Consider the following 12948-nt stretch of genomic DNA (forward strand, 5'->3'; position numbering starts at 1 on the left):
CCTACCAGCTAACATTTTTGAGATAAAAAATGCAAAAACTATCTAACCCTAGCCTACTTTTACTGCGCAATGAAGAAGAGCTCCATGGCAATAAAGTTCTGGTCATAAATCACAGCGATGATGGTTTTTTATCTGAGTTAGCCAACCTTAACTCATCAGCACAAATTTATGCCTTCAGTTACAACTTTGCCGATCACCTCGCAGCGTCTAAGCACTCGAATATAAATAGCTTTGTTGGCCACAGTTTGCCGAGTATCGAAAACTTAGATTTGGTTATTTATTATTACCCTAAGTCAAAACCTGAAGCCAATATGATGTTGTCAAACATCAGGGCAAATTTAGGTAAGGCAACTCGACTTTTGGTTGTCGGTGAAAATAAAGGGGGTGTAAAATCAGTCGAAAAGCAGCTCAAACCATATGCACAAGCTAGTTACAAATTAGACAGTGCTAAACATTGTATTTTATACGAGTTTAACGACCTAGAAGCCCAAGAGCGCTTTGATATCGCCGACTACCATCAAATCTTCAGTGTCAAAGTCGCAGAACAAAACTTCAATGCAGTCAGTGTACCGGGCGTGTTTAACCACGGGAAGCTAGACGTGGGAACCGAATTGTTACTTAACAACCTCCTAATCCCTGCCAAGGGAGCTGTTTTAGATTTTGGTTGCGGAGCAGGTCTGATCGCAACATTTATGCTTAATGCACAGCCAAGCTTATCACTGCATTGCTTAGATGTCAGTGCACTGGCTTTGTACGCTAGCGAACAAACCTTGGAACTCAATGGTCATAGCGGGACATTCATTTTAAGTGATGGCTTAGGGCAAGTAACACATCAATTTGACGCAATCGTGAGTAACCCGCCATTTCATACTGGCCTGAATACTGATTACAGCATTGCAGAAGCTTTTATAGCAAATGCAAAGCATAAAATGAAAAAGGGCGCTAACTTACAAATTGTTGCAAATAGCTTCTTAAAGTACCCACCAATTATTGACCAGCACTTTAGTCAGTTCAAAACAGAAGTTAAAAACTCGAAGTTCGCCGTATATCGAGCACAAAAAGCTTAAAATTTCACTTTTTATTTCAGCTAAAGACAGCGTTAAACCTTTAGCTGATAACAAGTTAATGGGAATTATCTGCTTTTTTGTTAACTTACTTAACTAAGCTGCTAAACTAAGATTAGCTGTTAAGAGGTCCACCTATGAGCGCGCAATGGGAAAACACGCAACAAAAACAAGTATAAGAAAAGTTTTGATAAGTGCTGTTATGTTAGTAACAGCTTTGTCGCTCTCACTTTCCATTTCAATCTCAACTTACCTTGATGTAAAAGAGCAGAAGAAATTAATTGTCAATAAGTTACAAATGATTGCGGAGATCATCGCATTTAATGCGCAGATCACGCTGATTTTTGACGACAGAAAAACCGAAGAAAAACGACTCAAATCATTCAACAAAGTTGAACTGGTTAAAAATATCCATATTTATGCCATTGATGATGTCACCAACAAACCGGTGTTTTTCACCAGCTATAACGCCAGTAAAACGCCCCCGGTCCCCCTCAAAGTAAATGAAATAGAAACACTTAAAAAGCCTAAAGTATCCACAGACTATGTTGAGTTAATCATTCCCGTCGAATACGAAGGAAAAATAGAGGGGTATGTGTATGTCAGAGGCGGCTTAGAACGACTATCTCAATATATCAACCAGAAAATACTCGTTGATATAGCACTGACGTTAATTGTGCTTATTCTTGTGCTATTTGTTGCCCGTGCTATTCAAAAGCGCATAGCCAACCCGATAGATTCCTTATCATTGCTCCTACAAGACGTTTCGAAAAATCACAACTACTCAGCCCGAGCAACTAAAAGTGATATTGAAGAAGTAAATATGCTGGCAAATAACCTCAATATTATGCTGGCCCGTACGCAAAACCAATTGGCACGTCATCAAGCTGATAAACTCGAGATAAAGCAACTTAACCAAAACCTCGAAGAAAAGGTCAATCAACGCACCATAGCTTTGCGCGAAGCTAACCAAGAGCTACTCAACACCTTAGAGAGGATGCACCAGTATCAAAACCAAATTGTTGAGAATGAAAAAATGGCCTCATTAGGCCAAATGGTTGCTGGTGTTGCCCATGAAGTAAATACACCTATCGGGTTAGGGGTTACCGGCTCAACGTTACTGAGAGACAAACTTGCAGATATCAACGCAGCTTTTGAACAAAAAACTCTTACTTCAAAACAATTAGAACGTTTTATCCATGATGGCATTGAAAACTTAGATCTCATTTATCGTAATCTCAATCGCGCCGCAGAGCTAATATCCAGTTTTAAAAAGGTCGCGGTAAGCCAAGACGTCGAAGTAAGTTCAGAAGTGAATATCAACAAGCTTTTCAGTGCAATTATTAGCAGTATGCGGGCAGAAATAGACATTAAGAATGTCACTTGGCAACTCTCTTGCCCAGAGCAGCTCACAGTGAGAACAAAAGCCGGACTCCTTCAACAAGTTTTTGAACAACTGCTATCTAATTCACTCATCCACGGCTTTTTAGACCTTAAAGACAACCAAATAAGCATTTATGTTGAGCAGCGTAGTCAATCCCTTGAAATTATTTACACAGACAATGGCGTGGGTGTTTCAAATGCAATAAAAAAACGTATTTTCGACCCGTTTGTCACCACAAAACGCGGAGAAGGTGGTAGTGGGCTGGGCATGCATTTGGTTTACAATTTAATTACTCAAGCTTTAGGCGGAACTATAACGCTATCAGATGACAATAAAAAAGGTACGGAATTTATTATAACTTTGCCTCTAAAAGGGGTAATTTAATGAAAATAATGTACCTAATAGCTGCATTTATTTTTATTTTTTGTAGTTTAAACGTTGACGCAAAATCACCACATGAAATCCGTTCCGCTTTTTTATATCAAATGGCTAAGCTAATCGATTTTCCAGAGCAAAAAAATAAACAAGTAACCAGATTTTGTTTTTATGATTTAAATCATGGTCCAGGCGCTATTTTAAATAAAAATAATAACTTAAAAATACGTGGTAAGCCCATAGATATAATAAAAGTGAATCTTTCTGACCCTTTTAGGGAACTTTCCAAGCGCTGTGATATCACATACATTGATGAAACAATGGAAGATGATATACTATCCTCTTGGACCGATACAATTACCTTAAATATGGTGACTGTAGGCGAAAGTATCGAATTTTTGGAAGGGGGTGGGATTGCTTCCTTGGTCCAAGAAGGGAGTAAAATTCGGTTATATATTAACAGACAAGAAGTTGCTCAACATAACTTTAAAGTGCTCTCTAGGCTACTCGCAGTTTCTAAGTTCTATCCTGACTGATTTTACTTGTTAACAATTGAATATACTCCTATAATCGTTAACATTCGGTTTTATTATATAACACCGAAGTTTTTGTAAATAAAACATTCCGAAAAGGTTAATTAATAATGCAAACGCCAGTCATTCTAATTGTTGAGGATGAAGACGTAACTCGACTGAACCTCGTTAGTTTATTTGAAGCCGAAGGTCATAAGGTAATTGAAGCCATTGATGGCGATGATATGCATGAAAAATTGACAGCAAACGACGATGTCAACTGTGTAATCATGGATATAAACCTTCCTGGTAGAAACGGCCTAATTTTGGCTCGTGAGTTACGCCAGAAAAAAAATGTAGGCTTAATTTTCTTAACAGGTCGTGACAACGATGTCGATAGAATCTTAGGTTTAGAAATCGGTGCAGACGACTACGTTACAAAACCATTCAACCCACGTGAATTAACTATTCGTGTACGTAATCTTATTTCACGTACAGGATCAACGCCTGAAGAGTCGACAATCGACAGCAATGGTGTGATCACGTTTAACGGGTGGGAATTAGACGAAAATAGTCGCTGTCTTACATCACCTACAGGTGAATCTAAACGCCTACCAAAAGGTGAATATAGAGCGCTACGTTTAATGCTTGACTCTCCGGGTCGCATTTTCAGCCGTGAGCAACTAATTAAGCATATGACGGGCCGTGAGCTTCGTGCAAATGACCGTACTGTAGACGTTACTATCCGTCGTATTCGTAAGCACTTCGAAACTGACAGTAACACACCTGAGCTTATTAGTACTATCCACGGTGAAGGTTATCGCTTCATTGGTAAAATCGATAACACTCAACCATAGTTCGCTAAGAGCTTTCAGCGAGTTTTGCAATTAATGAGTGAAGGGTTAACTGCCCTTCTCTTATTAATTCTTCTAAGTCTGATATCCACTGTTCACGCATCTCCGTATCCGCGGTTCCACACTCAGTTTCCATTACCTTCGCATGTTGCTGTACTAGTTTAAGTCCAACAGATCCTGCTGCACCTTTTAATTTATGCGCCACAGAACCGTACTCAGCGACATCATCGTCACGATTTGCAACAGTAAGCTCGTTACAGTACGTTGGGTTTAGTTTAGCGAATAATTCGCAGCTACGTTTAAAGGTATCAACCCCCATAGATGCTACGAAGTCCGTGATAGTTTCAATATCAAGTAAATTGCGCTCTATCTCTAATACCTCTACCGTGTTTTGCTGAATCGTACTAACGTCTTCTTTAACACTATCGATGCCAAATAATTCAGCCAGCATCTTGTCTAGCTTGGTGGTATTAATAGGTTTTGCCAATGCACCTTGAATGCTTATCCCTTGTAGCTCCTGCTCTGCACTTCTGACATTTGCTGTCAAAGCAACAATTGGCAAAGCGTCAAAATGACTATCGTCACGAATTTGTCTAGCAACTTCGTCACCATTTAGATCAGGCAACTGCATATCAAGTAGAATAAGGTCAAGTTCATCCTCAGTTTGAACAAGGGACAATGCATCTTCACCTGTTTCTGCCCAAATTACTTCATGACCGCGCTGCTCAAGTAAGTTTGTCGCTATTTCAGCATTTAGCGGAACATCTTCTACAAGCAATATGTATAAACCACGGCCGGCATAACTTTGCTGATTTGGTGCACTACACAACTCCAATGGGATCTCGACATCAAATCGACTTCCTTTACCTGGCATACTACTGACTGCGATGCGCCCTTTCATCGCTAATACCAAGGCCTTTGTCACCGCTAATCCGATCCCTGACCCGATAGCATTATTGCCTTCAGCATCAGGCGCTTTGTAGTACATATCAAAGATTTTATCTTGCTGCTCTGCTGAGATCCCCACCCCGGTATCAATAATACTCATACTCAACCAAGGTCCACTGTCGCGGTTTTCTCTGCGACACTCAAGAGTCACACAGCCACGGTGAGTGAATTTCACAGCATTATTAATAAGATTCCAAAGCACTTGGCGCAATCGTGTAGGGTCAAGCAATGCGTAAACATCTAACACACCAGAGCGTTGAATTTTGAACTCGAGTCCTTTTTGTCCAGCAATCAGATCTGAAAAGTTGACTACGTCGTTGATAAAATCAGATACATTAATGCTATCCGTCGCGATATCTAATTGCTCCCTGTCGATCTTGTCCAGATCGATAATATCGTTAAAAATATTACCTAGGGTTTCAGCACTTGAGAAAACCGTATTACACCAACTTTTTTGCTGCTGAGTGAGCTCGGTATCTAAAAGCATGCGTGTTAGACCTACGATCCCATTAAGCGGCGTTCTAAGTTCATGGCTTAACGTGGCAATAAATTTCCCTTTGTCTTTATATGCCGTTTCTAATGCTTGCTCCGCCTCTTTACGACTGGTAATGTCACGGCCAAACGCTAACAATCCAATATATTCGCCTTCATTATTAATAAAAGGCAGTTTGCGCATCTCGAACCAGCGGTTTTCATCTTTGACTGGATATTCTACATCCAACGAAATGGTTTGCTGAGTGGCACTGACCTGTGCATCTGTCTCCAATACTTTAGGCACGACCTGATCGACAAAAATCTCATCTGCGGTTTTACCAATTAGGCCTTCGCTATCTTTCCCAATCACTTGTTCGAACTTTTTATTACACCCAGCAAACACACCGTGTTCATCTCGGTAATAAAATAAATCAGGGGATGAATCAACAATTGAGCGCAATAACATACTTTGCTGGGCAAGCTCTTGCTCTGCTTTTCGACGTTCAGTTATTTCGTTTCGCAGCTCTGCAATTGCACGGTGTTTTGCATGCAATGCCATTTTTCGTTCATCTATTTCATTATTAAGTCGGTTGATATTGTCTTTTAGTGTTTGGTTCAACAATTTTTCTTGTTGAGTGGCTGACTCTAAGTACTCTTTCGAGCTCTCCAATTGGCGAATAGCAAAAACAGCAACTGAGATAAGTAAAGGCGAAGTCAGTGCTGCAAATACAACAACAGACAATACATTTACCAAAGTGACTGTTCCTAGTGCCACATAATAAAACATACAGGATAAAACCAATGACGCCACGAGCACCAGAACATAAGCAATTGCTCCAGCTTTGCGTTCACCGTATTTTCGAACCAAATTAGAGAGAATTCGAGCCCAAGACCCGAACGAAGAATCAAGCATAATAATAGTCACCTTGTTAACTTGACCATTATACCTCAGCTGAGCACATATGCGAGCGGCCAAATAGTGTAACTTTATTGAAAAATCTCAAACTTTTAAAAAATAACCGAACCTGAGTAACCACACAAATAGTGTGATAACGTATCAAATACTGCACACTCAATGGGATTTTGTTTATTCTAATTAAGAATATCCACAGAAAAAAAACTCATTTTAGTGTAATATGAGAGCATTTTTGATGTCGTGATTAAAGAGAGTTTAAATGCCAACTTCAATGCCAGACATTGCACACAATGCAGATGCGCTTCAAACCGGAACCTTAGAATGGGTAGGAATGGGGGACATTGAGCTGCCTCTACAATTAGCTAGTAAGGACCTTAATGATCTTCCTGTGAATGCCAAGGCTGATGCATTTGTCAGCTTAGACAAGCCTGAAGCAAAAGGCATACACATGTCACGACTGTTTTTGGCTTTAGATACGCTATCATGTGAACAAACTCTGACGCCTGTCACACTAGCATCATTGCTTGATCAATTTGTGACAACGCACAAAGATCTCAGTAACGCGGCAAAAGTTGTACTCAATTTTGAATTGCCTTTACGTCGTGCATCACTTTTAAGTGGTAAGCAAGGTTGGAAGAGCTACCCTGTAACCATTACAGCGACGATAAAAGAGCAAGCATTAAGTATCGAACTGGCAGTCGATGTAACTTACTCATCAACTTGTCCATGTTCAGCTGCGCTTGCAAGACAACTTATTCAAAATGCATTTGAAGAGCAATTTTCTGGCAAGCCTTTAGATCACGATAGCGTACACGCTTGGTTAGGCACAACTGAAGGCGTAGTCGCTACTCCGCACTCACAGCGCTCTATTGCTAATATCAAAGTTAAGTTGCCACAAGGCGCCACTGAATTCGATATTAAAGGCTTAATAGATATCGCAGAACAAGAACTAAAAACGCCTGTACAAGCGGCAGTTAAGCGAGAAGATGAGCAAGAGTTTGCCAGATTGAATGGCCAAAACTTGATGTTTTGTGAAGATGCGGCAAGAAAACTCAAAGCACTGCTCAACCAAAATAACTTCGACGATTTTTACGTCAAAATCAATCACTACGAATCACTTCACGCTCACGATGCCGTAGCGTACGCTGTCAAAGGCGTAGAAGGCGGTTACCAAGTTTAATATTCAAAGTGGCGTTAAATTTTGTGGTTGTAACGCCAATGATAAATCACTTCCGGCACACTCTTTGCTTAGTAAATTACCAAAGTCAATTTGTTGTCGTGGAGTGATTTATGGAATTAACACTTTTAGCTATTTTAGCGCTTGTAGTCATTGCCTCTATCGTAATTTCAAAATATACCGATGTGGGCGGCAATCCATATCCGTTTAATCGCAAAGATTCGGTTTTTACGACCGTCGAAGCATCATTTTTGCAGCTACTTGAACGTGCCGTTGGTGACAGGTTTAAGATAGTCAGCCGTGTTAAACTTGTCGATGTCATAGAGTGTAAACCGGGTTTATCCAAAAAAGCACGTCGCTCAGCTATCACTAAAGCACAAAATAAACAGCTTGATTATGTATTGGTAGATAAAAGCACGCTTAATATTGTAGCGGCTGTGGATTTGGTCAATAACTCAAATAAGAATGGCCATAAAGCACAAAAAGATTGGTTTGTCAGTGGTGCATTAGAATCCGCAGGGATCCCTCATATCCGCATGAAAATCAAATCTGGTTATAAGAGCCCAGAGGTAAGAGCTGCTATCCTATTCAAGCTTGGACAGAAACCAGAGCAAACCAAACCAGTACGAAACCGCAGTTACAAGCCAGCAGTACTTTCTCCATCGCAGGCTAAAGCCGCAAGTACACAACTCGCAGAAATTTAGACCTCATATGGCTGCTTGAGCGCTTCAAGCAGCTTGCTTCATTGTTTTGCCGCCAAAAGAATGCTTTCAAAATAAGAATGTATATAATGAGCAGTAACTAAAATACAAAGAGAATAATTATGAAAATTGGCATTATTGGTGCGATGGAGCAAGAAGTTACGATTTTACGTGACACCATGCAGTCTCCAAAAACACTTACAAAAGGCGGATTTACATTTTACACCGGTGAGTTAGGCGGCCACGAAGTAACATTAGTACAGTCTGGTATCGGTAAAGTTGCCGCAACTGTTGCAACCACTCTACTTATCGACAACTTTTCACCAGATTGCGTGATCAATACAGGTTCAGCAGGTGGTTTTGAACCTTCACTCAATGTGGGTGATGTGGTTATATCAAGTGAAGTACGTCACCACGATGTAGACGTTACAGCTTTTGGCTATGAAATGGGGCAAGTGCCTCAAATGCCTGCAGGATTTGAAGCTCACCCAGCTTTAATTAAAGCGTCAGAAGCCAGCATTCATGTACTAAAAGATATCCAGACAATGGTAGGTCAGATTTGTACTGGTGATTCATTTATGTGCGATCCTGTACGTATTGATAAAACACGTCAAGACTTTCCAAATATGCTTGCTGTTGAAATGGAAGGAGCAGCAATTGCACAGGCATGTCATGTACTAAATACACCATTTGTGGTGATCCGTTCATTGTCTGATATTGCAGGTAAGGAATCTCCTCAATCATTTGAAGAATACCTAGAAATTGCATCTGTAAACTCATCAAAGCTTGTCATCGCATTACTTGAAGAGTTAACACAGGTAACCCTTTAAAGTGGCACTCATTTTATTGCAAGCCCAAGAGGGCTTGCTTATCTTCTGCCTAGCTGTACTTTGTGCATTTAGCTTAAATCTATCTAAGCTCTATCACCCCAATACCATTTTTACGTTAATAACTAGTAACTTAGCCAAGCGTGTAGTAAAAAAAAGCAATACGGTTACTCAGCATAAGCTCTCTGGCGCGCTCGCTTGTATGTTGCCTACACTAACTGTCGTCTTACTGTTATTTGCACTGTCCTATATTTCTTTTTATCCACAGTGGTTTGGCGGGTTAATTTTATTTTTATGTTTGGATACCCACTTTGAAGGACGGGCAAAGCGCATTGCGAGACTGTTATCTCAAGGTCAAAAAGGCTCAGCTAAACAACTATTGGCCAGCATTGTAATTCGAGACACTGCAAAGTTATCTGAAGTTGGCATCATAAAGGCATCGTTAGATTCTCTGGCGCTTAATACAGTCCGTCATTTTTATCTAATTATCATCTTTTATCTGATTGCGGGCCCCTATTTAGCACTGGCATATAAACTTTTGCTGTTATGCGATCAAAGCTGGCGAAAACAACTTTGCGTGCAACACCCTTTCATGGCTGCCGTACAAAAAATCATATACCTTCTCGAGTGGCTTCCTATTAGATTCTTCATCCTAATTATGGCGTTAACCCAAAACCTTGCGAAAACGCAGCATTACTTAAAGCATTATGCACAGCACTACGTAAATAAAAATTCGGGGTGGATCATAGCGTTGTTTTCTGCCAGCTTGAATGTGCAGCTCGCAGGTCCCCGCTTTTACCATGAAGAGCGTTTTGACAACATTAGGATAGGAAGCGATCGCCAACCTACTGTAGAAGATATTCAACACATGCTAAAGCTATTGAACAGTATGAGGTGGTTTTGGCTGGGTCTAACCGTATTAATTTGGTTTGCAATTAATTTAATATAGCCAAGTGAGCTTTATCACTTGGCTACTGAATAAATGACTTAGTCTACTGTCACTTTCGCAAACTTACGCTTACCTACTTGGTAAATTTCAGTACTGCCTTTTGCTATTTCTAGCTTAGTATCAGTGATTTTCTCTTCACCATTGAGCTTCACCGCACCTTGTTTAATCATGCGCATAGCTTCTGAAGTACTTGCCACAAGGCCAGCTTCTTTTAGTAAGTTGGCAATAAATGTTGTATCGCCTTCAATGCTCACTGTTACTTCAGGGATCTCATCAGGGAGTGCATTCTTTTGGAAGCGCTTGATAAAATCTTGATGGGCTGCCTGCGCATCATCTTCACTATGGAAACGTGCAATCATTTCTTTCGCAAAATCAATTTTGATATCGCGAGGGTTGCGACCACCTGCAACTTCTTCTTTTAACGCTGCAATATCAGTCAATGATTTAGCACTTAATAGCTCGTAGTAACGCCACATAAGGTCATCGGAAATAGACATGACTTTACCAAACATTTCAGTTGGGGCATCTGTAATACCGATATAGTTACCTAATGACTTAGACATCTTTTGAACACCATCTGTGCCCTCAAGCAACGGCATCATTAAGACTGTTTGTGGCTTTTGACCTTCTTCTTTCTGTAACTCTCTACCCATCAATAGGTTAAAGCGTTGATCCGTACCACCTAGCTCAACATCGGCTTCTAGTGCAACTGAGTCCCAGCCCTGAACTAGCGGATATAAAAATTCATGAATGGCAATTGCCTGACCGCCAGCATAACGCTTTTTAAAATCATCACGCTCTAGCATACGAGCTACAGTTTGTCGCGATGCAAGCTTAATCATCTCTGCACTGCTTAATTTCTCCATCCATTGCGAGTTAAATGCAACAGTGGTTTTTTCCGGATCAAGAATTTTAAATACTTGCTCTTTATAGGTTTCAGCGTTTGCAAGTACGTCTTCACGGGTAAGCGGCTTACGCGTGACATTTTTGCCAGTTGGGTCTCCAATCATACCGGTGAAATCACCAATTAAGAAAATGACCTCGTGACCTAAATCTTGGAAAGTTTTTAATTTATTAATTAGTACTGTGTGACCTAAATGTAGATCAGGCGCTGTTGGATCAAATCCAGCCTTAATACGCAGCTTTTTACCTGACTTTAATTTCTCTTTTAGCTCATCTTCAACCAATATGTCTTCTGCACCGCGCTTTATCTCAGCAAATGCAGTTTCAATGTCCACCATTATCACTCCAACTCTAAATTCAGTTTATCGCCCGATTCTAGCCTATATTTCACGGAGTTTAAATGCACAAAATACTGGTATTAACGCTTTATTACGTATATGCTGCACTATTATTCATAAAATTTCTTGACAGCGAAAAAGGCACGTTATGGTACCTGCAGTAAATAAGCTTCCCAAAAAACACAAAATGCTTATTGTCGGTTTGTTAGCTGCAATGACTGGGATTGCCTTGCTGCCTTCAGAAAAGGCCACTGCATCCAAAGATCATAAAGACGATGCATTGGAAGTTGGCAAGCGTTATGAGCTTCCTATCAAAGTTGAAGAACAGCAGCCTGAACAGCTCACTATATTAAGTGCTGAAGCTGAACCCACTAAAGAGCAAGAAAATACATACACTTATGATTACGTTGATCACAAAGTTCGCTCAGGGGATAGTTTAGCTGTTTTGTTTAAGCGCGCCGGATATTCTGCCCAAACACTTCATAACTTAGTTAACACCAATGAAGAAACACGTAAATTAACAAAAATACACCCAGGTGAAACGCTGAGCTTTGCCAGCGATAAACAGGGTAACCTCGCGCAACTGAAATATGTGCTATCCAAAACAGATACTTTGTACGTAACGCGCATAGACGATGGCAGCTACGAAACCAAAATAGCGAGCAAAGAAATTGAAACCCGAGAAAAAACCGCCGGTGGAAAAATTCGTTCGAGTTTTTGGACAGCTGGCATTTCAGCGGGTCTGACGCAAAGACAAATTATGAACTTTGCCAACATTTTTGGCTGGGATGTAGATTTTGCAAACGACATACGTAAAGGTGATACCTTTACTCTTGTGTATGAATCTCACTATGTAGATGGCGAAGAAATTGGCAATGGAAAAATTATTGCCGCTGAGTTTATAAACCAAGGTGATCGATATACTGCAATTAGGCATACCAACGGTGAGTTTTATACTCCCGAAGGACGCAGTATGAAAAAAGCATTTTTACGTGCACCGGTGAATTTTAAGTATATCAGCTCGAACTTTAACCCGAGAAGATTGCACCCAGTAACCAAACAAGTGCGCCCGCACCGAGGAATTGATTATGCTGCAAAGGTTGGTACACCAGTCGTTGCGGCAGGTAATGGTAGAGTAACCAAAGCTGGTTACCATCGACTCAACGGTAATTACATTTTTATTGAACACGGTAGCCAGTACACAACAAAGTACCTGCACCTACACAAGTTACATGTAAAAGCTGGTCAAAAGGTCAAACAGGGACAAAAGATTGGTACTGTTGGAGCAACAGGACGCGTAACAGGACCACACCTGCATTACGAATTCTTGGTCAACGGTAATCACCGTAACCCAAAAACAGTCAAACTGCCAAAATCGCTACCACTACCAAAGCAGGAGCTTGCTAAGTTCAGACCTCTGGCAGACAAAATGTTAGTGAGATTAGAGCGCAAACGTGAATTGATGTTAGCTTTGAATGACAAATAACGAAGTTTGAATAAAAAAGGCGAGGAATTCCTCGCCTTTT

At 40.5% G+C, this 12948-nt stretch carries 11 protein-coding genes; 9 read left to right on the forward strand and 2 right to left on the reverse strand.

Translation table 11 applies throughout. The features are described 5' to 3' along the window. Positions 1 to 29: 29 nt before the first annotated feature. The 4 genes from MHN81_RS00985 (at position 30) to arcA (ending at position 4192) form a co-directional block, all read left to right on the forward strand. A complete protein-coding gene (locus MHN81_RS00985) occupies positions 30 to 1067 on the forward strand; it encodes a methyltransferase (RefSeq protein WP_239424810.1) in 1038 nt (345 codons plus the stop codon). A 145-nt stretch (positions 1068 to 1212) separates the two neighbouring features. Next, positions 1213 to 2832, forward strand: coding sequence for a HAMP domain-containing sensor histidine kinase (locus tag MHN81_RS00990; RefSeq protein ID WP_023399733.1), 1620 nt, complete (start codon positions 1213 to 1215; stop codon positions 2830 to 2832). Then, positions 2832 to 3359 (forward strand): YfiR family protein, encoded by a 528-nt coding sequence (locus tag MHN81_RS00995; protein ID WP_023399732.1) that lies wholly within the window; start codon positions 2832 to 2834, stop codon positions 3357 to 3359. The genes MHN81_RS00990 and MHN81_RS00995 overlap by 1 nt, the downstream gene beginning before the upstream one ends. 107 nt (positions 3360 to 3466) lie before the next feature. Next, entirely contained in the window at positions 3467 to 4192 is a 726-nt protein-coding gene (gene arcA, locus MHN81_RS01000; protein ID WP_023399731.1) for a two-component system response regulator ArcA, read from the forward strand. A 4-nt stretch (positions 4193 to 4196) separates the two neighbouring features. Here the strand turns inward: arcA and arcB are convergent, their stop codons facing one another. After that, a complete protein-coding gene (gene arcB / locus MHN81_RS01005; RefSeq protein WP_023399730.1) occupies positions 4197 to 6524 on the reverse strand; it encodes an aerobic respiration two-component sensor histidine kinase ArcB in 2328 nt (775 codons plus the stop codon). A gap of 262 nt (positions 6525 to 6786) precedes the next feature. Between arcB and folE2 the strand changes: the two genes are divergently transcribed. From folE2 to MHN81_RS01025, 4 genes are all read left to right on the forward strand, one after another. Further along, entirely contained in the window at positions 6787 to 7707 is a 921-nt protein-coding gene (gene folE2 / locus MHN81_RS01010; RefSeq protein ID WP_023399729.1) for a GTP cyclohydrolase FolE2, read from the forward strand. Between the two features lie 110 nt (positions 7708 to 7817). Beyond that, positions 7818 to 8408 carry a DUF2726 domain-containing protein gene (locus MHN81_RS01015; protein WP_023399728.1) on the forward strand — a complete coding sequence of 197 codons (591 nt, stop codon included), beginning with the start codon at positions 7818 to 7820 and terminating at the stop codon, positions 8406 to 8408. A gap of 119 nt (positions 8409 to 8527) precedes the next feature. Continuing rightward, positions 8528 to 9235, forward strand: a complete 708-nt coding sequence (gene mtnN, locus MHN81_RS01020; protein WP_023399727.1) for a 5'-methylthioadenosine/S-adenosylhomocysteine nucleosidase — start codon at positions 8528 to 8530, stop codon at positions 9233 to 9235. Position 9236: 1 nt separating this feature from the next. Then, a complete protein-coding gene (locus MHN81_RS01025; protein ID WP_239424811.1) occupies positions 9237 to 10181 on the forward strand; it encodes a cobalamin biosynthesis protein in 945 nt (314 codons plus the stop codon). Between the two features lie 38 nt (positions 10182 to 10219). Here MHN81_RS01025 and tyrS read toward each other — a convergent pair whose 3' ends face one another. After that, complete coding sequence (gene tyrS / locus MHN81_RS01030; RefSeq protein WP_036976467.1) at positions 10220 to 11419, reverse strand: tyrosine--tRNA ligase; 1200 nt, start codon at positions 11417 to 11419, stop codon at positions 10220 to 10222. A gap of 151 nt (positions 11420 to 11570) precedes the next feature. On the opposite strand from tyrS, the gene MHN81_RS01035 reads away from it, so the two are divergent. Beyond that, a complete protein-coding gene (locus tag MHN81_RS01035; protein WP_023399724.1) occupies positions 11571 to 12908 on the forward strand; it encodes a peptidoglycan DD-metalloendopeptidase family protein in 1338 nt (445 codons plus the stop codon). The last annotated feature ends 40 nt before the right edge of the window (positions 12909 to 12948 follow it).

This window comes from Pseudoalteromonas sp. Of7M-16 (assembly GCF_022347805.1).
GTDB classification, from domain to species: domain Bacteria; phylum Pseudomonadota; class Gammaproteobacteria; order Enterobacterales; family Alteromonadaceae; genus Pseudoalteromonas; species Pseudoalteromonas luteoviolacea_F.